Raw genomic sequence first — 24785 nt, 5'->3', positions numbered from 1 at the left:
AGCATAGGGTGCTAGCGCACCTCGCGTACGGCGCCCTTGTCCGCGGACGTCGCCATCGAGGCGTACGCGCGCAGCGCCTTGGTGACGGTGCGCTGACGGGTGGTGGGGGTCCATGGCTTGTCGGAGGCTTCCATCTCCTCGCGACGGCGCGCAATCTCCTCGTCGGAGATCTGCAGCTCCAGGCGGCGCTCGTGCACGTCGATGAGGATCGGGTCGCCATCGCGAACCAGTCCGATGAGGCCGCCGTGGGCAGCCTCAGGGGAGATGTGGCCCACCGAGATTCCGGAGGAACCGCCAGAGAAGCGGCCGTCGGTGATCAGCGCACACTTCTTGCCCAGGCCGGAGCCCTTCAAGAAGGCAGTGGGGTGCAGCATCTCCTGCATGCCAGGTCCGCCGGACGGTCCCTCGTAGCGAACCACGATCACATCTCCAGGCTGGACCACCTTGTCCAGGATCACGCGCACGGCGTCCTCCTGGGATTCCACCACCAGGGCCTTGCCCTCGAAGTGCCAGACGTCAGGGTCGATACCGGCGGACTTGATGACGGCGCCATCTTCGGCCAGGTTGCCGCGCAGGATGACCAGTCCACCATCGGCGGTGTAGGCATGCTCGGCATCGCGGATCACACCGTTGGTGCTGTCGGTATCCAGTTCAGACCAGCGGTTGGAGGTGCTGAAAGGCTCCGTGGTACGCACGCCACCTGGTGCGGCGTGGAACAGCTCGATGGCCTCCTCGGAGGCCGTGCCACTACGGATGTCCCAGGTGCCCAACCACTCATCCAGGGAGGACGCGTGGACGGAGTGCACCCCTCCGTTGAGCTTTCCAGCGCGCTTCAGCTCACCCAGGATTGCGGGGATTCCTCCACCGCGGTGCACGTCCTCCATGTGGTAGTCCGAGTTCGGGGAGACCTTGGACAGGCAGGGGACGGTCTTGGACAGACGATCGATGTCGTACAGGTTGAAGTCCACCTGTCCCTCCTGAGCCGCGGCCAAGATGTGCAGCACCGTGTTCGTGGAACCGCCCATGGCCATGTCCAAAGCCATCGCGTTCTCAAAGGCCTCGCGGGTGGCGATGTTGCGGGGCAGGACTGACTCGTCGCCCTCGCCGTAGTACCGCTTGCACAGGTCCATGATGGTATGACCGGCCTTGGTGAACAGTGCCCGACGCGCCTCGTGCGTGGCCAGCGTGGACCCGTTACCCGGCAGGGACAGGCCCAGAGCCTCGGTCAGGCAGTTCATGGAGTTTGCGGTGAACATACCGGAGCACGAACCACAGGTTGGGCAGGCCGCGGATTCCACCGTCAGCAGAGACTGAGCATTGACCGCATCCGAGGCGGAGGCAGAAATAGCGGTGATCAAGTCCGTGGGCGCCTGAGCCACGCCATCAACAACCACAGCCTTGCCGGCTTCCATCGGTCCGCCCGAGACGAACACCACGGGGATGTTGAGTCGCATCGCGGCGTTGAGCATGCCGGGGGTGATCTTGTCACAGTTGGAGATACACACCAGGGCGTCCGCGGCATGGCCATTGACCATGTACTCCACGGCGTCGGAAATCACCTCGCGGGACGGCAACGAGTACAGCATGCCCGCATGACCCATGGCGATGCCATCGTCCACGGCAATGGTGTTGAATTCGCGGGGCACACCACCGGCTTCACGCACAGCGTCAGCGACGATCTCTCCCACGTCCTTGAGGTGTACGTGGCCCGGAACGAACTGGGTGTAGGAGTTGGCGATCGCGATGATGGGCTTGTCGAAGTCATTATCGGTCATACCGGTGGCGCGCCACAGGGCACGGGCACCGGCTGCGTTACGGCCTTGGGTGGTGACTGAGGACCTCAGAGAGATGGCGTTCATTTATTCTTCTTCTTTGGATGTCTTGTGTGCGGATTTCTTGTTGTGCTGCTCAGCATATTCAGCGCGTCGCTGAGCCTCGTATTCTGCATAGTCGTCTTTATCCATCAAGACTGCATAGCCGTCTTTGTGGACAACCTGCACCTTGTCATGGGCAGCCTCGCGACCCGCGGTCACCGGGTCAGGAATTCTACCCTGGCTGGCCTTGTTGAGCTCCACGAGAGAGTTGAAGGTGACACCGGGGAGCCAAAACTTCGTCTCATCTGTGCGAACCGCATATCCACGTCCGTTTTTCGCAATGAGTACGCCGGAGAAGTCATCCCAGCTGACGGACTCATTGGACTTCAACAGATAGCGCGTGGACAAGCCCTTGTCCGTCACGATGGTGCGCACGCGCAGGACCCACACGATAAACAGTAACGGCAGAATCGGCACCCAGAAGAACCACTTGATGTTATAGCCAGTGAACATCAGGCAGATCAAAAACATAATGGCCGCGCCCAGAAGGTGTTCCCTGCTCGGGCGAATCACGGTGGTTGGGTGTGAGCTCATGGGTTCCATTTAATCAGTTGTTTAGGGATTGGTTGCAATTGGCTCTGATTGGCTATCGCCTTGTCCAGTCTGGCCAGTAGATGAGTCCTGTCCACCAGTGCCATTGGAGTTATTGCCGGACTGGGACTGTCCCGTAGAACCGGCGCCGCCGGAGTTATTGGAGGTGGGTTCCCGCTCAGAATTATCGGAGCCGGAGTTCGGGCGCCCGTTGCTCTCCGTCGGCGTGCCGCGCTCCACCGTGCCGGACTGCGCGTTCGGATCCTGAGTGGAGGTGGCGCCCGCGGTGTTCTCCGCAGTGGCCTCTGCCGGTGCGGTCTCCGTGGCGCTGGGGGTTGTCTCCTCACTGGACGCCGCGGTACTGGTCCTCCACCGATCAGGATTGAGCAGTCCGGCATCCGCACCTTCTGGATTGGCGGAAAACAGCGCCAACGTTCCCAGAATTAACAGAGTAATCAGCAAGACCGTGGTCGAGGCGCGCATGCGGCCACCCACACTCAAGGTGTCCTGGACAACATCCTCCGCGCTCGGCCGCGTAGACGCGGGCCGACTCGTATCCTCTTCGTCCGAGAATGCCGGCTTTCCTGGGCCATCGTCAGACGTGGCGCGAGCCACCTCCTCAAGTCCCTCCGTGGTGTCCGAGTGTGCCTCGGTGGTGGAGGCCTCGGCGTCGGTAGAAGGGGAGGAGGACGGCGTGGAGTCCTCAGCGGAGGCAGTATCGGTAGCAGCATCGGCGGCATCGACGGGCAGCGCGTGGGAGGACTCGGTGAGAGTGAGCCCGGTGACGTCGGGCGTGTGCTCGTAACGGTCCCAGAAGGTGTTCAGCAACGCGGCACGGATGACGCGCTCAACGGCCCACTGCCGGGCGGGATTGACCTCCACGTTGATGCGGGTGGTCACGGTCCACGGCTGACCCGCGGTGGCCGGAGGATTGATGGACATGGCGGGCCAGATATCGAGTTCGCCAGTGACGTCGCGACGGATGGACGTATCCTCCAAGGCCTTCATCGTGGCCGTTTTCAGGGCTTCGTTGAGGTCCTTCATCGTCTCGCCGGGGCGCAGAGGGATCTGCATGTCCACCACCGCGCGGGACCACTCTTGCGAGAAGTTGGTGATTACACCGGCGGAGCCGTTCGGGATGGTGACGACCTCGCCGGTGGAGGTGCGGATTTTGGTGGCGCGCAGCGTCAGGGCCACCACGGTGCCCGAGACAGAGTCTGAAGTTCCGTCGAAGGAGACGAAGTCACCCACGCCGAACTGGCGTTCCGAAATGATGAAGAATCCAGAGAGGAAGTCGCCGATGACGGACTGGGCACCGAAACCGACGGCCGCAGAGACGACGGTAGCGGGAATCGCCGCACCCATGGGAGGCACGCCCACGTTGGTCAAGGCCAACATGATGATGGCGAAGTAGGCCACCGCCTGCAGGACGTACACCAGGGCACCCATCAACGCCAGGGAGGCCTTGGTGGATTCTTCACCCTCATCGAGCTTGCGGGACAGGATGCGGTTGAGCAGCCTGCCGGCGCGCGGGATGAGGATGGCTAAGACCAATAGTGCGGCTAAGGGGATGCCGTGGTCGATCAAGAGACCCCATATTTTGAACAGGAAGAACTTGAAATCCATGCTTGCCACACTAGCGCGTACGTCCTACACAGCGTGGCGTGCAAAAGTGACCTATGTTTCATTCTGTGGGAAATAGATAACCATCATTTGGGAAAACTATGGTGAATGGGGGTATAGTTGTTTGCGACCCCGCCAGCGGCCATATAAGCTGGCTCACGTTTTGTCCGTACTAACAGGAGCGAATTACCCGTGACTGACGCATCACGCTCGCAACCAAGCCCAGCAACTGTGGCGAAGAACAACAGGTCAGGCAGCCCTGAGCGTATCAATGGCGCCCAGGCCATTGTCCGTTCCCTCGAGGAGCTGGGAACCGACGTTGTCTTCGGCCTTCCCGGCGGCGCCGTACTGCCCCTCTATGAGGCGCTGTACTCCTCCGAGAAGCTCAATCACATCCTGGTCCGCCACGAGCAGGGTGCCGGACACGCTGCGACGGGCTACGCCCAGGTCACGGGCCGCGTGGGTGTGTGCATCGCCACGTCGGGCCCCGGTGCGACCAACCTCGTGACCCCCATCGCGGACGCCAACATGGACTCCGTTCCGCTGGTTGCCATCACCGGTCAGGTCGGTCGGCAGCTGTTGGGTACGGATGCGTTCCAGGAAGCCGACATTCGCGGCGTGACCATGCCCATCACGAAGCACAACTTCATGGTGACCCGCCCCGAGGACATCCCGGGCGCGATCGCCGAGGCATTCCACGTGGCCTCGACCGGACGCCCAGGTGCCGTCCTGGTGGACATCCCGAAGGACATTCAGAACGCTGAGCTGGACTTCGTGTGGCCACCCGTCTACGACCTGCCGGGATACCGTCCGGTCACCACGCCACACTCCCGCCAGATCGAAGAGGCGGCCAAGCTCATCAGCGCCGCGGAACGCCCGACGTTGTACATCGGTGGCGGAGTGATTAAATCCGACGCCACCGACGAGCTCATCCGCTTCGCCGAGGCCAACGACATCCCGGTTGTCACCACCCTCATGGCGCTGGGCGCATTCCCGTACAGCCACGAGCTCAACATGGGAATGCCGGGAATGCACGGAACCGTGCCGGCTGTGGCTGCGATGCAGAAGTCCGACCTGCTCATCACCATTGGCGCCCGATTCGACGACCGCGTGACCGGCCAGCTGGAGAGCTTCGCTCCTGACGCGCAGGTCATCCATGCCGACATTGACCCTGCGGAGATCGGCAAGATCCGTGAGGCACAGGTGCCGATCGTGGGCGACGCCCGCGAGGTGCTCACCGCGCTGCACGAGGCGATGGAGGACCTGGACCTGCCGAAGCCTGAGACCGCCGAGTGGTTGCGCTACCTGAACAAGTTGAAGACCGACTTCCCACGCGGCTACGAGGAAAACCCGAACGGCAAGCTGGCACCACAGTTCGTCATCAACACGCTGTCCAAGGTTGCAGGACCTGACGCTATCTACGTGGCCGGCGTGGGACAGCACCAGATGTGGGCTGCACAGTTCGTGGACTACGAAAAGCCTCGTACCTGGCTGAACTCCGGTGGTCTGGGCACGATGGGTTACTCGGTTCCTGCGGCCATGGGTGCGCAGGCCGGCGACCCCGACGCCACCGTGTGGGCCATCGATGGCGATGGTTGCTTCCAGATGACCAACCAGGAACTGGTGACCTGTGCCGTGGAAAACCTGCCGATCAAGGTTGCCCTGATCAACAACGGAAACCTGGGCATGGTTCGCCAGTGGCAGACCCTGTTCTTCGATGGTCACTACTCCAACACCAACCTGAAGCCGAAGGAAGAGTACCTGCCGGACTTCCTGATGCTGGCTGAGTCCATGGGATGTGCTGCGTTCCGTGTGACGAAGGAAGAAGAGGTCGAACCAACGATCCGCAAGGCCATGGAGATCAATGACCGTCCCGTGGTGATCGACTTCATCGTGGGTGAGGACGCCCAGGTGTGGCCGATGGTTCCCGCCGGTACGTCCAACCAGGCTATCCAGTACGCTCGCGATCTTCGCCCGCTGTTCGACGACGAAGAGTCCGCCGCTGAAGATCCCGCAGAAATCCACGAAGTAGTTGAAGAAGGTGAGCAGAACTAATGGCAACCATCCACACTCTGTCTGTTCTGTGTGAAGACGTCGACGGCATCATGTCCCGTATCACGGGCATGTTCACCCGCCGCGCATACAACATCATTTCCATCAGTTCTGGTCGCACCGAAATCGACGGCATCAACCGCATCACAATCCGCGCGGAGGCCGAAGAGCACGTGATGGAGCAGATCACGAAGCAGCTCAACAAGCTGATTCCGGTCATCAAGGTGTCCCGCCACGATCCAGAGGCGATTGTGGCCCGCGCATTGATGCTGGTGAAGGTGTCTGCGGACAACTCCACCCGCGCCCAGGTGGTGGAATCCGCCAAGCTGTTCCGCGCGCACGTGGTGGATGTGGGGCCGGATTCTGTCATCATCGAATGCACCGGAACGTCTACGAAACTGCAGGCGCTCCTGGATGTGCTGGAGCCGTTTGGTATTCGTGAGTTGGTGGAGTCCTCCATGACCGCGATGAGCCGTGGCCCGAAGGCGATGTACCCCTCCAAGCTGTAGCAGTGGATGCGGCCGGTGAGGCCGCACCATAGTTCCACTATGTGGAATAAATATCCCAATTGATGAAACGATCTGATAGAGTAAGCAACCAGATCGACGAAAGGAAGTAACCACAATGGCAATCGATGTTTTCTACGACAAGGATGCTGACCTGTCCCTGATCCAGGGTAAGAAGGTTGCAGTGATCGGCTATGGCTCCCAGGGGCACGCACACTCCCAGAACCTGCGCGATTCCGGCGTTGAGGTTGTTATTGGTCTGCGCGAGGGTTCCAAGTCCGCAGCGAAGGCTCAGGAGGCCGGCTTCGAGGTCAAGAACACCGCTGACGCCGCTGAGTGGGCCGACGTCATCATGCTGCTGGCTCCAGATACCTCCCAGGCTCAGATCTGGAACAACGACATCGCTCCGAACCTCAAGGACGGCGACGCGGTCTTCTTCGGACACGGCCTGAACATCCACTTCAAGCTGATCGAGCCAGCTGAGAACATCACCATCGGCATGGTAGCTCCAAAGGGTCCAGGCCACCTGGTTCGCCGTCAGTTCGTCGATGGCAAGGGTGTTCCTTGCCTGATCGCCGTGGACCAGGACCCACAGGGCAACGGCCGCGAGCTGGCCCTGTCCTACGCATCCGCCATCGGTGGCGGCCGCGCAGGCATCATCCCCACCACCTTCGAGGCTGAGACCGTCACCGACCTGTTCGGTGAGCAGGCTGTGCTCTGTGGTGGCACCGAGGAACTGGTCAAGACCGGTTTCGAGGTTCTGGTAGAGGCTGGCTACGAGCCAGAGATGGCCTACTTTGAGTGCCTGCACGAGCTGAAGCTGATCGTGGACCTGATGTTCGAGGGCGGCATCGAAAACATGAACTACTCCGTGTCCGACACCGCAGAGTTCGGTGGCTACCTGTCCGGCCCACGCGTGATCGACGCCGGTGCTAAGGAGCGCATGAAGGACATCCTGACCGACATCCAGGACGGCACCTTCACCAAGCGCCTGGTGGCCAACGTTGAGGGTGGCAACAAGGAGCTGGAAGGCCTGCGCGCATCCTACAACGATCACCAGATCGAGCAGACCGGTAAGAAGCTGCGCGACCTGATGAGCTGGGTCAAGGTTGACGCTCGCGCAGAGACCGCCTAAGTCCTTCGCACACACTACGTCAGTAGTGGTACCTACTCACGGCCAGTGATGGATCACACCGGGCATAATCCCACGAAGAGCTTCGGGCAGGACGTGCCAGCCTCGATCCGCCAACGCAACACAGCGTGGGCAGAGCACGGGCTGGAACGCTCTGCCTGGGAGTTTTCTTCCGCCCAGGAACCGCTCGCAACCATTGATGGCCGTGAGTTTTTGCTATTCTCCTCCAGCAATTACCTGGGCTTGTCCGTCCATCCCCAGGTGAAAGCCGCCGCACAGCACGCCATCGATCAGAGGGGAACCGGATCCGGTGGCTCGCGCCTGACCACAGGAACGCTGGACATTCACCATGCCGTGGAGCGCTCCCTGGCCGAGTGGCTGGGCTATGACTCCGCCGTGTACTTCGCCACCGGCTACCAAGCAAACGTGGGGCTCCTGACAGCGCTCGCCGATTCCACCGCCACCATCTTTTCCGACGAACGCAACCACGCCAGCATCATCGACGGGTGCCGGCTGTCTCGGGCGCGCACCGTCATTTACCCGCACTGTGGCGTCGAAGAATTAGATGACGCATTAGCGGCGCATCGCGCACGCACACAGTCCTCGAGTGACCACCCTGCGGGGCCCATGTTCGTGGTGACGGACGGATTATTCTCCATGGATGGGACGGTCGCACCCATCGCTGAGCTCGTGGAGGTCGCGCACCGCCACGGGGCATGGCTGATTGTCGACGAGGCGCACAGCCTGGGAACCTTAGGCCCCACGGGGCGGGGACTTGCCGAGGAGACCGGTGCGCGCCCCGATATCGTGGTCGGCACCGCCAGCAAAGCCCTGGGTAGTGAGGGTGGGTTCGTGTGTTGCGATACGCAGACCGCACGGCTGCTGCGGAATCAATCCCGCCCCTATGTGTACTCCACCTCGAACGCGGCCGGGGTGATGGCTGCAACGGGGGCGGCCCTGGAGCAGCTGCAGAACACGCCTGCGCTGGCGGAGCGCTTGCAGGACAACGTGGAGTATCTCACACAGCGGGCCTCGGAGTATCTGCATCCGGGGCCTCATCCGCACAGCCCCATCATTCCGCTTCATGTGGGAGATGAGGCGCTCGCGATGGAGATCTCGAAACGTCTGCGGGAACGCGGAATCCACGTGCCGGCTATCCGTTATCCCACGGTGGCACGTGGATCCGCGATGTTGAGGGTGACCGTCATGGCCACCCACACTCGGGAGCAGATCGACACATTAGTGGATACGCTCCGCGAGGTGTGGACTCGCTAGTAGCGAATCACACGGCGGCCGTCGATGCCACCCTTGAGCAGGCCATCGAAAACATCGTTGATGTCATTCAGCTGCACTTCCTTGACGGTCGGCTTGATCTTGCCGCGTGCGTAGAAGTCCAGCGCCTCCTCCAGGTCCTGACGGGTTCCCACCAGGGATCCGCGGATGGTCAGGCCCTTGAAGACAATGTCGAAGATCGGTGCCGGGAACTCTCCTGGAGGCAGGCCGTTGAACACGATGGTTCCGCCCTTGCGTGCCATGCCGATCGCCTGGCCGAAGGCCTGCGGGTGCACGGCCGTCACCAGGATGCCGTGGGCACCGCCATTGGTGTAGTCGGCCACTGCCTCGGCAGGGTCCTGCTCCTTGGCGTTGACCGTGAACTCGGCGCCGTGCTTCTTCGCCAGCTCCAGCTTGTCGTCCGCCACGTCCACGGCGATGACGCGCATGCCCATCGCCACGGCGTACTGGACGGCGATGTGGCCCAGGCCGCCGATGCCGGAGATGACCATGAACTGGCCCGGCCGGGTCTCGGCGACCTTGAGGCCCTTGTAGACCGTCACGCCCGCACACAGAATTGGTGCGACCTCGATGGGGTCGGAGCCTTCGGGGATGCGTGCGCAGTAGCGCGTGTCCACCAGCATGTATTCGCCGAAGGAGCCGTCGACGGTGTATCCGCCGTACTCGGCGTTGTCGCACAGGGTCTCCCATCCGGTGCGGCACTTTTCGCAGGTGCCGCAGGCGGACCAGAGCCAGACGTTTCCGACCATGTCGCCGATGTTGACGGTGTGCTCGCCAGGGCCGAGCTTGACGACCTCGCCGACGCCTTCATGGCCAGGCACGAATGGGGGAGTGGCCTTGACGGGCCAATCACCTTCGGCGGCGTGGACGTCGGTGTGGCAGATTCCGGACGCGACGTTGCGCACCAGTGCCTGGTTCGGGCCTGGCTCGGGGAGGTCCACTCCGCGGACGTTGAGGGTGGGGCCGAATTCTTCGACCACTGCGGCAGAGAATTGTTCAGTCATGGTGGCATCCTTTCGTGAAAAAGTATGAGCGGTTGATTTCCATTCCAAAATTAGAAAGGTGTGGCTATGCTTTCTACTCCGGTTACCCCTGACTGGAGGGTGATGAGGCGTGCGTGGCGATGTTTATCCTGGTGGTGGACACTACGGGATAAATGGCGCAACCTAACAATTACCCCCGCCGCATCCTCTAATTGTTAATGATTTTCGAGTAATGATTCTATTTTTAACCAATTTCCTGACCGAAACTGTTCTTGAGGGAGTGCGCCTGCCCCTGCAGGAAGTGCGCCCAGCCACGGTGCTGCAGCCCCGGAAGAGAAGTGCTGCAGGTTGATGCGCGTCGCCAGATTCTCCGCGCCGCTGAGGTCCTGAGGCACGCTGCCGCCAATGAGCCCTGCGCACTGCACACCCCGGCTGCTCAACGCCTCCAGGGTGAGCGCCGCCGCGTTGAGACTCCCCAAACCTGTCGTGGTTACCACGATGACGGGGATAGAGAGTGCCGACGCCAAGTCTGCCATCGTCCACGCGTCTCCCCCATCATCCAGCCCGATGTTGACCAGCAGCCCGCCGGCGCCTTCGATAAGCACCCAGCCATCCTCGCCGGCCGCTGCGTGAATCTCCTCAACCCGGGAGAGCGCATGGGATAGCCGCAGGGGAGTGCGGCCACTGACCACCGCTGCATCGAGGGGCGCCAAGGGATCGGGGTAGCGCGCCAGCTCGTGGACGTGACGAGCCCCGGTGAGCGCGGCGATCGTGGCCGCATCGCCAGTGGTATTCCTCTCGGACACCGGCTCACCCGTCTGGGCAAGCTTGACGATGTGCACGCCGTCCAGCCCATCGCTGTGGGCGCGCGCAGTGTGGCTGGCCAAGGCGGCGGTGGCCACGGTCTTGCCCACATCGGTGCCGGTTCCGGTGATGGCAACAATCATGAGAGTCCTTCCCCGGGCGTGTGTGCGGCCACCACTGCCCGCATCGCGCGGGTGATTGTGGCGATATGCTCGCTGGTGCTGATGAATGGCGGCATGGTGTAGAGCAGCCTGCCGAACGGACGCAGCCACACGCCGTGCTCCACCACGGTGCGGGTGGCAAGCGCCATATCCAGAGGCTCGCGCATCTCCACCACGCCGATGGCCCCGAGGCAGCGCACGTCGGCGACAGCTGGGTGATCGGCGAGATCCTCCAGGCCATCACGAAGCTCCTGCTCAATCCTGGGTACGGACTCCTTCCAGTAGCCGCTGTCGATCAAGTCGAGTGCGGCACAGGCCACCGCGCAGGCTAGCGGGTTGCCCATGAACGTCGGCCCGTGCATCAACGCCCCGCCGCCAGCAGGAGTGTCGATCGCGCGGGCAATCCACTCGGCCGCCAGGGTGGCAGCGAAGCTCATGAACCCGCCCGTGAGGGCCTTGCCGAGGCACAGAATATCCGGCGCTACACCTGCGTGATCGCAGGCTAGGATGCGTCCGGTACGCCCGAATCCCGTGGCGATCTCGTCGAAGATCAGCACGGTGGACGTCTCCGTGCACAGCTCGCGCAGGTGGCGTAGCAGTTCGGCGTCGTGGAAGGTCATGCCACCAGCGCCTTGCACGATGGGTTCCACGATCACGCCGGCGATGTCGCTATCCGGGCGGACAAGTTCCGCGCGCACGGTCTCCATATATGCTCGCAGGTCAGCGCTGCTGCTCCCGCGCGGCGGCGGAGCATCCACGAACACTTGAGGACGTAGCACGGACCCCCATAGGGAGTGCATGCCGTTGTCAGGATCGCAGACGGACATGGGGCCTTGGGTGTCCCCGTGGTAGCCGCCGCGCCAGGTGAGGAAGCGGGTCTTATCCGGGCGCCCCAGGCCGCGCTGGGCCTGAAGGGCCATCTTCAGCGCCACTTCGATGGCCACGGAGCCAGAATCAGAGAAGAACACGCTGTCCATGCTGGGGCACAGTGCGATGAGTCTCTCGCCGAGCTCCACGGCGGGCGCGTGGGTGAGCCCGCCGAACATGACGTGGCTCATCGTGTCTATTTGCCGATGCGCGGCGGCCGTGATGTGAGGGTAGCCGTGTCCGTGTGCTGCGGCCCACCATGAGCTCATGCCGTCGATGACGCGCTGCCCACTGCCGAGCGTGAGGTGCACACCGTCGGTGGAGTCCACCACCAGGTTGTCGGTGGGTGAGGTGCGGGGCGCGTAGGGGTGCCACAGGAACTGCCGGTCGCCGTGGCGGATAGCAGCCTGGGTGGCGCGAGCCGTGCGCCCTGATGTGTTGGACTCAGCGTGGGACGAGGCAGCATGGAATGAGCCAGAATTGAACATAGTTCAACTCTAGTGTGTCGGCCCGACACCTGGGCGTGGTTTAGTTAACCTCCACAACCTTATCCGGGTCACCGAGGCGCTCCCCGAGCCCCACCAGAACCGCAAAGACAATGCCGAGCGCCAGTGCGAGGGACACCCATGCCCACCGGCCGCGTGGGCCAAAAATCTTATCCGACGCCGCTGCAATCACTCCGCCCAGCGCCGCGCCGAACGTGTTCATGATGAGGTCGTCGATGTCCGTGAAACCGAGGGAGAAGATGTATTGGGCGGCCTCGATGGCAGCACTGGTGCACATCCCGATGAGGGTGGTGAGCACGATCGTGCGCGCCACGCCGCGTGAGGAGGTGTGCCCCTGAGAAGACGCGTGGCCGCGAAGCAGGAAGTAGAGCAGCATGCCGAAAGGCACGAAGAAGGCGATGTTGCCAACGTATCCGAACAGGGGAGCAAACCAGCTATCGCCTCGGCTGAACTCGCCGAACAGCTGCAGGGATATGCCTTGCTGCCGTTGGTTGTCCGGATTCCAGAGATAGCCGATTTGATAGAAGGCCTTAAACATGGTGAGCGCAAGGACGACTGCGGTGTAGGCCGCGAGTGCGAGGAGGGTGAGCCAGCGGGGTGGTGTGGAGGTACGTGTGGTCATGATGAGGGTGAACTGTTCGGGTTGTTTCGGATAATTAACATCCACCCTAGCAGTGAGCCCTCACACCCCTCATTTATTGGTAAGTATTTTCACGACGGTGTACAGTCTCCACCATGAAAAACATTTCCAATAAAACACCCGTGACAATCCTCTCCGGATTTCTCGGATCCGGCAAAACCACGGTCCTCAACGACATCCTCGCCAATCGAGAAGGCCGCCGCATCGCCGTCATCGTCAACGATTTTTCCGAAATTAATATCGACGCCGCCCTCATCGCCGGAGAAGGTCACCTCACCCGCGGGGAAGACCGCTTCGTGGAACTCACCAACGGGTGCATCTGCTGCACCCTCCGCGAAGACCTGGTGGAATCCGTGGGCGAGCTCGCCAAGTCTGGCGACTACGACCACATCGTCATCGAATCCACCGGCATCTCCGAACCCATGCCCGTGGCCGCCACCTTCGAATGGCAGTGGGAGGACGGCACCCGGCTGGCCGACGTCGCTCCCATCGACACCATGGTCACCCTCGTGGACGCCAACCAATTCCTCACCCAGATCGGCCACAAACAAAAGCTCGTGGACGAAGACCTCGGAGCCACCCCCGACGACGAGCGCACCATCGCCGACCTCCTCGTTGACCAGGTGGAATTCGCCGACAAAATCTACATCACCAAAGCAGACCTCATCCCCGAGGCTCGCTACCACGCCACGTATCAGATCCTGCGCAGGATGAACCCCCGCGCCACCATCGAGAAGATGGAACACGGGCGAGTTGTCAGAAACGATGGGGGACGGCACACGGTGGCGTCGGATATCTTGGGCGCGCACCTGTACGACGAAGATACGGCGCGCGCCTACCAGGGCTACATGGACGAATTGACCAACCCCCACACGCCAGAAACGGAAGAATACGGCATCAGCTCCGTGGTCTTCACCGGCGACCGGCCGTTTGATCGGGGGAGGCTCATCGAGGCGCTGCGCTCCACCAGCGGACTGGTGCGCTCCAAGGGGTACTGCTGGATCGCCGACAGTATCGACAAGGTCCAGGTATGGCACCAAGCGGGACCTGACCTGCGGATTCAAGCTGCAGGATTCTGGCAACAGGTGGACCTAAAGCCCGGAAACGAAGTGGTTCTCATCGGTGTGAACTTCGATGCAGACCAAGCGGTTCGAAAATTCCGGGAGGCCATGCTGACGGATGAGGAGGTACGCGCTATTCTGTAGGGGTCGCACGTCACATTTGGCAGGCGTGGTCCACCTGTATCACGGCGCGGTCGTTTCGTGGTAGAGGCGCAATATTCCATTCCAGGAGATAAATTCGTGAGTACCAACCGTCCAGTTGTCCTCATTGCAGACAAGCTTTCCCAGTCCACCGTTGACGCACTGGGAGATTCCGTAGAAGTCCGTTGGGTAGACGGACCAAACCGCCCAGAGCTGCTGAAGGCAGTCGTCGACGCAGACGCTCTGCTGGTCCGCTCCGCCACCACCGTTGACGCGGAGGTGCTGGAAGCCGCTAAGAAGCTGCAGATCGTCGGACGCGCAGGCGTGGGCCTTGACAACGTCGACATCGACACCGCCACGGCCAAGGGTGTGATGGTGGCCAACGCCCCAACCTCCAACATCCACTCCGCCTGCGAGCACGCTATCTCCCTGCTGTTGGCCACCGCCCGCCAGATCCCCGCAGCCGACAAGACCCTGCGTGACGGAGAGTGGAAGCGTTCCTCCTTCAACGGCGTGGAAATCCTCGGCAAGACCGTCGGTATCGTGGGCTTTGGTCACATCGGCCAGCTGTTCGCCCAGCGCCTCGCAGCCTTCGAGACCGACATCATCGCCTACGATCCTTACGCCAACCCAGCACGCGCTGCACAGCTGGGCGTAGAGCTGGTGGAGCTGGAAGACCTCGTGGCACGCGCGGATTTCGTCACCATCCACCTGCCAAAGACCAAGGAAACCGCAGGCATGTTCGATGCAGACCTGCTGGCTAAGTCCAAGAAGGGCCAGATCATCATCAACGCCGCCCGCGGTGGCCTGGTGGATGAGCAGGCACTGGCAGACGCCATCAAGTCCGGTCACATCCGCGGCGCAGGCTTCGACGTCTACGCCTCCGAGCCATGCACCGACTCCCCACTGTTCGAGCTCCCAGAAGTTGTGGTCACCCCACACCTGGGTGCCTCCACCGTGGAAGCACAGGACCGTGCCGGCACCGACGTTGCAGCCTCCGTGCTGCGCGCACTGGCTGGCGACTTCGTTCCGGACGCCGTGAACGTCTCCGGCGGAAAGGTCTCCGAAGAGGTTGCCCTGTGGCTGTCCCTGGCCACCAACCTGGGCCGCGTGGGTGGAGCCCTGCTGGGCGCTGCTCCTGCCACCGTTCAGGTCACCGCGCGCGGTGAGCTGTCCACCGAGTCTGTTGACGCCCTGGGTCTGGCCGCACTGCGCGGCGTGTTCTCCGGCGTGATCGACGAGCAGGTCACCTTCGTGAACGCACCAAAGATCGCCGAAGAGCGTGGAGTAACGCTGAAGGTGGAGAAGGCCGATGAGTCCGTCACCCACCGCTCCGTCCTGGAGGTCAACGTCATCGCAGCCGACGGCACCAACGCCGTGGTCACCGGTGCCCTGACCGGCCTGGACCGTGTAGAGAAGATCGTGCGCATCAACGACCGTGGCCTGGACCTGCGCGCACAGGGCTCCAACCTGTTCCTGGTCTACGGCGACCAGCCAGGCGCCCTGGGCACGGTAGGAACCAAGCTCGGCGCCGAGGGCATCAACATCGATGCCGCAGCACTGTCGCCTAACGATGGTGACTCCACCGCAACCCTGGTGCTGCGCGTGGATAACACCATCCCTGAGGCTCTGCTGGAGGAGATCTCCGCAGAGCTCAAGGCAGAGTCCGCTTTCCAGCTGGACTTCTAATCGAATAGCTGCGTACCCCAATCCTCCCCATCAGCCAGCCCGCGAGGGCAGGCGAAGATGGCGGAGGATTCGTAGCGTACGTACTCATTCATCTTGTCGTTGCGGGACAGCTTCATCTGAATAGGGATGAAGCTCTCCGCAGGTCGGGCAGCGTATGCGATGAAGAACAGGCCCGCGGAGATGTGCCCGAAGCTATCGGAGCCCTCCACGAAGTTGTAGGCCCTTCGCAGAATGCGCTGCCCGTCGTTATTATCCGGGTGAGCCAGGTAGACGTGAGAGGTCTCCGGAACCGCAGGCTCCGTTCCCATCACCAGGTCCAGAGGCACGGTATCGTGCTCCTTCGCCGGGTCATCGGCGGTGCCCATCGGCGCACCGGACTTGCGGTAACGCCCGAAGGTCTCCTGCTGATCCTTCAAGGTCTGGCGATCCCACACCTCCAGCAGCATGCGCACGCGGCGCACGCACATGAAGGAACCGCCGTCCATCCAGGTGGGTTCGTCCGACCAGACATAGCTGTCCATGTCGGCGGTTTCCTCGCCCTTGATGTTGCGGGTGCCGTCCTTAAACCCGAACAGGTTGCGTGGGGTGGACTGCTCCTCGCTGGTGGAGCTCGCGCGGCCGTAGCCCAGCTGCGACCAGCGCACTTCCACCACACCGCTGCCGGCGCGCGTCAGATTGCGCACCGCGTGGACAGCCACCTGGGGATCATTGGCGCAGGCCTGGATCACGATGTCGCCATAGCACAGCTCCTCCACCAACTGGTCGGAAGGGAATTTCGGCAGCGGCTCCAGCTGCGCTGGCTTCTTCTTTTTCAGCCCGAAGCGGTTATCGAACAGGCTAGGGCCGTAGCCGATCGTGATGGTCAGCTGGTTGGCGGCAAGGTCGGCGGCTTCGCCGGAATCCGACGGCACGGCGTATTCGCTGATGTCGTCATGAATCCCATTATTTTTATCCGACGCCGGCTCGCCCGCGCACATGTGCGCGGCCATGCCGGTCCATTGGGTCAGCAGCTTCTTCAGATCCTCGGCCTTCGCGTCCTTCAACACATCCAGCGCCACGATGTGCAGGTTCTCCTGCTGCGGGGTGGCAATGCCGGCCTGATGAGGGCCGTAGAACTCGACGGGGGCTTCCAGTTCCTGCGCTTCGGCGTCGGAGGAATTAAAGGCGGCGACGGCGGCGGCACCGCCACCGACTGCCACGGCGCCCAAGCCCGCACCGGTCAGGAAGGTACGACGGGAAAAAGACGTGCTCATTAGCTCGTCACCTTTTCTTGAACAGCGGAGACCTTCTCCGTCAGCTGGTCCAGAGCCACAGACAGCTCCTTGCGCTGGGACTCGTTGACCTTCTCGTAGCTGATGAAGCCGTCGCCCTCGCGGTACTTATCCAGCAGCTTCTGCACAGCATCGAAGCGCTTGTTGATCTCCTCCAGGAGGTCCTTGTCGCGCTCCTGCAGAGGCTTCTCCAGGGAGGCGATGGCGGCCTTGGAACCATCCAGGTTTGCCTGGAAGTCATAGAGGTCCGTGTGGCTGAAGATGTCCTCTTCGCCGGTGATCTTGCTGGTAGCGATCTCATCCAGCAGACCCTGAGCACCGGAGGCGATCTGAGCGGGGGTGACGGAGTAATCGTCGGCGTTCACACCATCGACTAGCTCGGCCACGTCCTTCTTCAGCTGCTCGGCCAGCTTCTTGGTCTCGTCGGTGATCTTGCCCTTGGTGAACAGGTCCTTCTCGATCGGGTGGAAGCCGGTCCAGTCGTCGCCATCGGCAACGTCAGCTTCACGCAGGTCGATGCGAGGATCGAGGTCATCCGGGAAGGACTCGGCGACAGGCTCAATGCGCTCGTATGGGGTGCGGGCGATCGGGTAGAGCTTCTTGGCGGTCTCTACATCGCCGGAGTCGATGGCTGCGGTGAACTCATCCACCTGGGACTGCAGGGCCTTGGTCTGACTGCGGACGTAGTCCAGGTAGCGGTCCACGGCCTCAGACAGGGCTGCATCGCCCTCGGCGAGGTTCACGGAATCACCCGTGACCTTCAGTGGCCCTTGGATTCCTTCTCCGACCATGCCAGGCTTGCACTGGGTGAGGTAGGAGCCGGCTTCCTGGATCTCCACCACCAGGTTACGGGTGGCGCCTGGGCCGATGTTCTCCACCTCGCCCAGGATGCGGCCGGCCTCGGTGAGGACGTAGAACTCATTGACCTTCGAACCGTTGTTGGTGATGGTGAAGGTGTTGGTACCGGTCGTTGCGTCCGTGGTGCTGAGTTCGCAAGCGGTGTCCGTGGCGGCAACGGTGATGGCTTCGCTGGTGTCTGCCTTGTCCGCGCAGGCGACTAGGAGGCCTGGGATCAGCAGAAGGGGAGCGGCAACGCGAATGGTTTTGAATGGCTGAGTAGTCATGAGGACTTCTTTCTATCCGATGTAATCCGAAGAGAGTGGTTAACGAGCGGTGTGCTCGGATGTGGTGTCAGCGGATGCTGCTGGAGCCTGGGCCTCGGTGGCTTTAGCCTCGGAAGCCTTGGTCGTGGAGGCCGTGGCCTTGGTGGACGGAGGCTTCAAGAAGAGGACCATCGCCACAACCAGGTACACTGCCCATCCGATGAAGGACAGAAGTGTGGGTTGAGGGACGATGTTAAACATGCCTTCCAGCAGGGATGCGTACCACGTTCCTGGGGTGAGCACGGCACTGATGTCAAAGGCGTATGTGTGCACGCCGGGCAGCACACCTGCCTCTTGAAGATCGCCGATGCCGTAGCGCAGGATTCCCGCGGCAACGATCACCAGCAGGATTCCCACCACCTTGAAAAACACCGCAAGGTTGATCTTGATGGCACCCTTGTACATGGCCACACCCAGGACAACGGCGATAGCCAGGCCGGCTGCGAGTCCCAGGATGGGTGTGGAATTGTCGCTGGTGATGCTGTCGAACACCAACAGGATGGTCTCGATGCCTTCGCGGGCCACCGCGATGAAGGCAACAAACCACACGGCGCGTGGGCCGATGGCACTGTCCATCTTTCCTTTGAGCTCTGCTGCGATGTTGTGACCAGCCTTGGACATCCACAGCAGCATCCATGTGATCATGGCTACGGTGATGAGGCTGGCGATACCGCCGATGAGCTCTTGGCCGATGGTGGACAGCGTTTTCGTTCCGAAGTGGATTCCGGCAAACGCCGCCAGGGTGACAATCAGTGCTGTGGCTACACCTGCCCACAGCCAGGGGAGTTCTTTTGTACGTCCCGTTTTCTTTAGGTAAGCAGCCAGGATCGTCACGATCATGGTTGCTTCAAGGCCTTCGCGCAGGCCTATGAGGAAGTTTGCGTACAGCACGCTAAATTTCCATTTCTCTTGAACAGTCAAGGCTAACGCTGGTTTGCCTTAGCCTGTCCTTAGCGTAAGGACAATTCTAGTTAAGCCAGTTCTGTACTTTTTTTCAATAAGCCATGCCTGAAGTGTGTCCAAAAGTGGGTAGCACACCTATGCCCACTGACGGACGCGGAAGAAAAGCCTGGGCCATGCGGAGGTGAGGCGCTTGGTTGCCATCGCCATCATTCCCCACACAACACCCACGGTGACGGGTATCTGAATGAGTAGTCCCAGCCAGGCGTTGTCGAGCATCACGTACGCTACAATGCCTGGGACCACCATCACCATGATGGCCAAGGAGAACGTTCCCATAAGTACTGCGGCGCCAGCGCTATTGTTGTTCTTCTGAATGTGGAGTGTGCCCTTGGGCTTGGCGGTGGGGGAGGGCGCGAGGACTGCACAGAACAACCCCAGGGCGATGTTCATCGCCAGCACCTGAACCGCGAGCCCCACGACAACAACCCACAACGGGGAAAAGTGGTGCAGAACGCCCAGTGCACTGCCGATGAGTGCCGTCCAGCCCAGCATCACCGTGGCCCCAGCTGCCCAGCGGGACCACAGGAAGGCGCGGGCAGGAACACCGGCGGCCAGGTGTACCCAGTTGGCGGGTCCGTCCATGCCGATGTCATTGGCGAGGAAACTACCAGAGGCCACGACGACAAAACCCAGGCTGAACCAGGTCATGTAGTGGTCCTCGCCGGTCATGCCGAGAAAGAAGTAGGCCACACCCATGAGAGGCAGCATGATCATGTTGGCCAGTTGGCGTGTATCACGAATCCAGTAGCGCAGCGCGCGGGAATACAGAGCGCCGAATTGGCCGGGCTGCGCCCAGGGAACCAGGATCGTGCGGTGGGCACGGCGCGTGATCTCCGCGCCGCCCCGAGAGCGAGCAATCGGGTGCCGGATCATGGAGCGCACAGCCCGATGCCACAACCACACCGCTACCGTCACGCTGAGCAATGCCACGAGACCATGCCCCAGGATTGCTCCCGCTGAAGTGCCGTCCGCGACGGTCGCTGGGGCCCCTGCAGCAGCGGCGGCGGCGAACGGCGTCCACCCTATGATCGGCAGAAGGGAGGACACGGCGTCCACGGGGCTGGCGTCCGTCGTGGTCTGCAAATACACCATGAAACCAACCAGTCCGCCCATGAGCACCACGGTGGTCAGCACCGCCAGGCGCTCCTGCAGCTTCGTGCCCTCAATGCTGGTGAGAGCTTGGGAGACGGCCTCACCCAAGGCCACGGTGATGAGTAACTGTGCCACGCACGCTAGCGTCCACCACACGGCCTGCACGCCACCGAAGACCACGGATCCTATGGCCGCCATGATGAGCGTATTGACCACGCTGATGAAGGCCGTGGAGTGGACGAACGTGCCGAGCATCAAACCCACGAGCACTTCGCGGCTGGACAGCGGAAGGGTAGCGAGGTGCCGGGGCTCCACCTGGGTTTCAGACGAGGGATAAAGAAGGGCTCCCAGCAGGTAGACAGTACAGCCCAGCGCCATGGTGAAGATGAAGCCGCTGGGGTCCCCGTTGTCCTGGTACAGCACGGCGGAAAAGATGCCCAGGCTCACGCACTGGCCGACAACGAGCACGCCTACCAGGATCGTGCCGATCAGGGTGGGAATGGATGTGCTCACCGTGCGTTTCCACAGCACCCACTGGAGGGAGAGCAGGGTGCGGGTGGTGTGATTCCAGACGATGCTAGTCATGCTGATCATCCAGCCAGGTCAGGCTGCCCTCCGTCACGTGACGGGCACCCACCAGCTCTACGAAGCGGTCCACCAGGGGCTTGCCCTGCGCCAGTTCCTCTAGTGGTCCTGCAGCGCGCACGGTGCCCTCGTTAACGATGGCCACGTGATCGCACAGGTTCTCCACTAGCTCCATCACGTGGGAACTCATCACTACGGTGCCTCCTGCGGTCACATAGCGGCGCAGGATCTGGCGAATGACCTGCCCGGAGACAGGGTCGACCGCCTCAAAAGGTTCATCCAGGATCAACACTCTCGGGTTGTGGAGCAGGGCACCCGCCAACAGAATCTTCTTGGTCATACCCGCCGAGTAGTCCGCGATGTACTTGCGCTGGGCGCCCTCCAAATCCAGGGCGCTCAACAGGTCGTTGGTGCGCTGGGTGATATCCTCCGGCGACAAGCCGCGGAGGTTGCCCAGGTAGCTGAGGTACTCGCGCCCGCTCAGCCGGTCGAACACATCCAGGGAATCGGCGAGCAGCCCGAAGTGTTGCTTCGCAGAAATCACGTCATCAGGGTTGGTTGACCATATATCGTGGCCGCAGATGGACACGCGCCCGGCGTCGGGTTCTAAGAGTCCGGTGGCAATCAGGATCGCTGTAGTTTTACCGGCCCCGTTGGGCCCGACCACGCCGTAGAAGCTGCCGCGGGGGATATCCAGGGTGAAATTGTTGAGGGCGTAGTGCATACCGAAGCGTTTGGACACGCCGATGAGGGACAGTGCGGGCGAGTGGGCGTTCGGGCTGGGTTCCATAGTGTGGAGTCTAATGCGCTATAGGGTGTTGCGTTGGGCTTTCTGCTACAGTGACTGTGATCCAATATGTGAGACTAAGGAGTCCATAGAATGAAACTCGCTGTGATTGCCGGCGATGGCATCGGCACCGAAGTGGTCCCAGAAGCCCTCAAAGTCCTCCGTGCCCTCCGCGATGACATCGACACAACCGACTACGACCTCGGAGCCCGCCGCTACCTCCGCAACGGCGAGACACTCACGGACGCAGATCTGGATTCCCTGAAAGAACACGACGCCATCCTGCTCGGCGCCATCGGCGACCCCCGCACCGTGCCCGCCGGTGTGCTGGAGCGCGGCCTGCTCCTGCCGCTGCGTTTCAAGCTAGACCACGCGGTGAACCTGCGCCCGTCCAAGCTGTACCCGGACTCTACCAGCCCATTGGCCAACCCCGGCGACATCGACTTCGTTGTGGTGCGCGAAGGCACCGAAGGCCTGTACTGCGGCAACGGCGGCACGCTGCGCGAAGGGACCGACCAGGAAGTGGCCACCGAAGTCTCCCAAAACACCTACTACGGCGTGGAGCGCGTGGTCCGCGACGCATTCGAGCGCGCCCAGTCCCGCCGCAAGAAGCTGACCTGGGTCCACAAGACCAACGTGCTGGTCAACGCCGGTGGCGTGTGGCAGCGCGCCATCGAAACCATTGGTGCCGAGTTCCCCGAGGTCACCGTGGATTACAACCATATCGACGCCGCAACGATCTACATGGTCACCAAACCACACGAATACGATGTGATCGTCACGGACAACCTCTTCGGTGACATTCTCACCGACCTGGCTGGTGCCGTGACGGGAGGAATTGGCTTGGCGGCCTCCGGCAACATCGACCCGTCCCGCCGCAACCCCTCCATGTTCGAGCCGGTTCACGGATCCGCCCCGGACATTGCGGGACAGGGCATCGCTGACCCGTGCGCCACCATCCTCTCCGCGGCGCTGATGCTGCGCCACCTCGGTGATGACGAGAACGCTGAGGCGATCGAGAAGGCCGTCCTGGATGAGGTCTTGAGCCGCGATGGCTCCCCGATCAAGACCTCCGAGGTGGGCGACCGTATCGCTGCGGCAGTGAAGGGCTAGCACTACGCCCTTTCTGCGTCAAAACACTTTCCCAAACCGACCCGCTCCAGCCACGGTACCCGCTACACTTCACCTATGTCGGTCGAAATAGAAGAGGTCCGTGGCTTCCTCGCGCAGTTCCCGCCCTTTAGCTCCCTCGATGAGCAGGCCTTAGCCACCGTCAGCCGCTCCATGGAGATCCGCTATGCCAGCCGCGGCGACACCCTCGTCACGGCCGGCCAACCCAACGATTACGTCCACGTCATACGCTCCGGCGCCGTAGATGTGATGGATAGCGAGGGCGTGCTGCTGGACCGCCGCGAGGCCGGGCGTTCCTGCGGCTATTCCACGCTGGTGGGGGAGAACTCCTCCCTATACACCATGGTGTGCGTGGAAGATAGCTTGATTCTCATGTGGCATCGCAGCCACTTTGCGCCCATCGCGCAGCACTATCCGGAAGTAGCCCGCTATTATGCGGGCCTATCCGTGCGCATCAAAGCAGCTGCCCAGAGCCTGCACCAGGAGTCTCATTCGGATGCCCTGCGCACGCAGATCGGAAGCTTCTCCATCAAAAACCCCGCACACATCGGCCCCGAGGTTACGGTTCAGAGGGCGGCCCAGACCATGGAGGAGATGAACGTATCCTCCCTGCTGGTTGTGGATGGGGGCACGCTGGACGGCGATCTGTTGGGTATTGTCACGGATCGCGATCTGCGCCGCGTGGTGGCCGATAGCTTGTCGAACGAGGCCAGCGTCTCTGAGATCATGTCCACCTCTCTGCGTACGGTCACCAGCGATCAATTGGTGTTTGAGGCTCTGCTGATCCTCACAGAGCTGCGCATCCACCACCTTCCCGTCGTGGACGGTGGAAAGATCACGGGCATTGTCACCGCGGCGGACATCATGCGCCTGATGCAGGCCAACCCGCTGTACCTGACCGGGGACCTCTCCCGGCGAGAGTCGCCCGAGGAGATGGCCGAGGTGTACACCCAGGCCCATCAGATGGCGGTGCGCTTCATCGAGCGCGGCGCCAATCCAGCAGAGGTCACGGGCCTGCTGACGGTGGTGGCCGACGCGATGCTGCGTCGCCTCGTGGAGCTTGCGCAACGCAGTCTGGGGCCTGCGCCGATTCCGTGGGCGTTTGTGGTGTTGGGAAGCCAGGGGCGCCGGGAGATGGGCCTGGCCAGCGACCAGGACAACGCCCTGATCCTGGACGATTCCTTTGACGAGGAGCAGCACGGCGCCTACTTCGAGCAGTTAGCCGAGTACGTGTGCCAGGGCCTGGCGACCGCGGGCCAGGCCCTGTGTCCCGGCGACATGATGGCCACCAACCCGCAGTGGCGGATGACCGTGGGGCAGTGGCGTACCGCGTTCCATGGCTGGATCACGGCTCCCGGAGGGGACGCGCTGCTGTACGCGCAGACCTTCTTCGACATGCGCGCGGTGTGCGGTGACGTGGAGCTTGCCGAGGCGGTTCATGCGCAGGCGATGGAGTCTGCCCAGGGCAGCCCCCGCTTGCATGCCCAGTTGGCGGCGTTGGCGGCGCGGCGGGAGCCTCCGGTGGGCATTTTCCGGGGCCTGGTGGTGGATCGTCGTGGCGAGTACCGCAACACCCTTGATGTGAAGAAGGGCGGTACGGCGGCGATTGTGCAGATGGCTCGCCTGTTTGCGATCGTGGGCGGCCAGGATGTGCTGGGGAGCGTGGCGCGCATCGAGGCGGCGTCGGCGTTGGATCATCCTCCGGTGTCCCCGCGCAGTGCGGAGGATCTGCAGGCTGCGTTGGAGTTTCTGAACACCCTGGTGCTGCGCCATCATGCGGAGCAGGTGCGCCGGGGCGAGCAGCCGGACTATCACATCAATCCTCAGCACTTGTCCAAGTTGGATCGTGAGCACCTGCGGGATGCGTTCCAGATCATCAAGGGGCTGCAGAATGCGTTGTGCCTGAAGTACCCGGTGCGGAGTATGTAGG

20 protein-coding genes are annotated in these 24785 nt (G+C 62.1%); 8 read left to right on the top strand and 12 right to left on the bottom strand.

What is annotated here, in order from left to right:
- Window positions 1-11 precede the first annotated feature (11 nt).
- The 3 genes from ilvD to GC425_RS01955 are packed head-to-tail and all read right to left on the bottom strand — an operon-like array spanning window position 12 to window position 4031.
- Window positions 12-1859, bottom strand: coding sequence for a dihydroxy-acid dehydratase (ilvD, locus tag GC425_RS01965; RefSeq protein WP_151844005.1), 1848 nt, complete (start codon window positions 1857-1859; stop codon window positions 12-14).
- Window positions 1860-2408 carry a PH domain-containing protein gene (locus GC425_RS01960; RefSeq protein ID WP_225723456.1) on the bottom strand — a complete coding sequence of 183 codons (549 nt, stop codon included), beginning with the start codon at window positions 2406-2408 and terminating at the stop codon, window positions 1860-1862.
- 21 nt (window positions 2409-2429) lie between these two features.
- Complete coding sequence (locus tag GC425_RS01955) at window positions 2430-4031, bottom strand: mechanosensitive ion channel family protein (RefSeq protein WP_151844006.1); 1602 nt, start codon at window positions 4029-4031, stop codon at window positions 2430-2432.
- Between the two features lie 189 nt (window positions 4032-4220).
- Between GC425_RS01955 and GC425_RS01950 the strand changes: the two genes are divergently transcribed.
- The 4 genes from GC425_RS01950 to GC425_RS01935 all read left to right on the top strand — a co-directional run bounded on the left by GC425_RS01950 (window position 4221) and on the right by GC425_RS01935 (window position 8993).
- Entirely contained in the window at window positions 4221-6083 is a 1863-nt protein-coding gene (locus tag GC425_RS01950) for an acetolactate synthase large subunit (protein ID WP_151841771.1), read from the top strand.
- Window positions 6083-6589, top strand: a complete 507-nt coding sequence (gene ilvN / locus GC425_RS01945; RefSeq protein ID WP_151841770.1) for an acetolactate synthase small subunit — start codon at window positions 6083-6085, stop codon at window positions 6587-6589. The genes GC425_RS01950 and ilvN overlap by 1 nt, the downstream gene beginning before the upstream one ends.
- Window positions 6590-6704: 115 nt before the next feature.
- Window positions 6705-7721, top strand: a complete 1017-nt coding sequence (ilvC, locus tag GC425_RS01940) for a ketol-acid reductoisomerase (protein ID WP_151844007.1) — start codon at window positions 6705-6707, stop codon at window positions 7719-7721.
- Between the two features lie 48 nt (window positions 7722-7769).
- Entirely contained in the window at window positions 7770-8993 is a 1224-nt protein-coding gene (locus GC425_RS01935; RefSeq protein ID WP_151844281.1) for an 8-amino-7-oxononanoate synthase, read from the top strand.
- On the opposite strand, the gene GC425_RS01930 is transcribed toward GC425_RS01935, so the two are convergent.
- The 4 genes from GC425_RS01930 to GC425_RS01915 form a co-directional block, all read right to left on the bottom strand.
- Entirely contained in the window at window positions 8990-10015 is a 1026-nt protein-coding gene (locus tag GC425_RS01930; RefSeq protein WP_151844008.1) for a zinc-dependent alcohol dehydrogenase, read from the bottom strand. The two genes, GC425_RS01935 and GC425_RS01930, sit on opposite strands and share 4 nt — an antisense overlap.
- A gap of 194 nt (window positions 10016-10209) precedes the next feature.
- Window positions 10210-10941, bottom strand: coding sequence for an ATP-dependent dethiobiotin synthetase BioD (gene bioD, locus GC425_RS01925; protein ID WP_151844009.1), 732 nt, complete (start codon window positions 10939-10941; stop codon window positions 10210-10212).
- Window positions 10938-12314 carry an adenosylmethionine--8-amino-7-oxononanoate transaminase gene (gene bioA, locus GC425_RS01920; protein WP_151844010.1) on the bottom strand — a complete coding sequence of 459 codons (1377 nt, stop codon included), beginning with the start codon at window positions 12312-12314 and terminating at the stop codon, window positions 10938-10940. Before bioA ends, bioD begins: the two co-directional genes overlap by 4 nt.
- Window positions 12315-12354: 40 nt before the next feature.
- Entirely contained in the window at window positions 12355-12954 is a 600-nt protein-coding gene (locus GC425_RS01915) for a VanZ family protein (RefSeq protein WP_151844011.1), read from the bottom strand.
- 113 nt (window positions 12955-13067) lie between these two features.
- Here GC425_RS01915 and GC425_RS01910 point away from each other — a divergent pair, with 113 nt between their 5' ends.
- Complete coding sequence (locus tag GC425_RS01910; RefSeq protein WP_151844012.1) at window positions 13068-14177, top strand: GTP-binding protein; 1110 nt, start codon at window positions 13068-13070, stop codon at window positions 14175-14177.
- Window positions 14178-14273: 96 nt separating this feature from the next.
- Window positions 14274-15863: a phosphoglycerate dehydrogenase gene (gene serA / locus GC425_RS01905; protein ID WP_151844013.1), complete on the top strand. Its 1590-nt coding sequence runs from the start codon at window positions 14274-14276 to the stop codon at window positions 15861-15863.
- On the opposite strand, the gene efeB is transcribed toward serA, so the two are convergent.
- The 5 genes from efeB to GC425_RS01880 all read right to left on the bottom strand — a co-directional run bounded on the left by efeB (window position 15860) and on the right by GC425_RS01880 (window position 21727).
- Window positions 15860-17116 (bottom strand): iron uptake transporter deferrochelatase/peroxidase subunit, encoded by a 1257-nt coding sequence (gene efeB / locus GC425_RS01900; protein ID WP_151844014.1) that lies wholly within the window; start codon window positions 17114-17116, stop codon window positions 15860-15862. The two genes, serA and efeB, sit on opposite strands and share 4 nt — an antisense overlap.
- Complete coding sequence (gene efeO, locus GC425_RS01895) at window positions 17116-18258, bottom strand: iron uptake system protein EfeO (RefSeq protein WP_151841760.1); 1143 nt, start codon at window positions 18256-18258, stop codon at window positions 17116-17118. The genes efeB and efeO overlap by 1 nt, the downstream gene beginning before the upstream one ends.
- A gap of 39 nt (window positions 18259-18297) precedes the next feature.
- Window positions 18298-19188 carry an iron uptake transporter permease EfeU gene (efeU, locus tag GC425_RS01890; RefSeq protein WP_257821736.1) on the bottom strand — a complete coding sequence of 297 codons (891 nt, stop codon included), beginning with the start codon at window positions 19186-19188 and terminating at the stop codon, window positions 18298-18300.
- 147 nt (window positions 19189-19335) lie between these two features.
- Window positions 19336-20937 carry a hypothetical protein gene (locus tag GC425_RS01885; protein ID WP_257821735.1) on the bottom strand — a complete coding sequence of 534 codons (1602 nt, stop codon included), beginning with the start codon at window positions 20935-20937 and terminating at the stop codon, window positions 19336-19338.
- Window positions 20930-21727, bottom strand: a complete 798-nt coding sequence (locus GC425_RS01880) for an ABC transporter ATP-binding protein (protein ID WP_257821733.1) — start codon at window positions 21725-21727, stop codon at window positions 20930-20932. Before GC425_RS01880 ends, GC425_RS01885 begins: the two co-directional genes overlap by 8 nt.
- A gap of 90 nt (window positions 21728-21817) precedes the next feature.
- Between GC425_RS01880 and GC425_RS01875 the strand changes: the two genes are divergently transcribed.
- Complete coding sequence (locus tag GC425_RS01875; protein ID WP_257821731.1) at window positions 21818-22837, top strand: 3-isopropylmalate dehydrogenase; 1020 nt, start codon at window positions 21818-21820, stop codon at window positions 22835-22837.
- Window positions 22838-22912: 75 nt separating this feature from the next.
- Window positions 22913-24784 carry a DUF294 nucleotidyltransferase-like domain-containing protein gene (locus GC425_RS01870; RefSeq protein ID WP_151844018.1) on the top strand — a complete coding sequence of 624 codons (1872 nt, stop codon included), beginning with the start codon at window positions 22913-22915 and terminating at the stop codon, window positions 24782-24784.
- The last annotated feature ends 1 nt before the right edge of the window (window position 24785 follow it).

It is taken from the genome of Corynebacterium sp. zg254 (assembly GCF_024701495.1).
GTDB classification, from domain to species: domain Bacteria; phylum Actinomycetota; class Actinomycetes; order Mycobacteriales; family Mycobacteriaceae; genus Corynebacterium; species Corynebacterium zhongnanshanii.
This window is presented reverse-complemented; position numbering and strand designations above follow the sequence as displayed.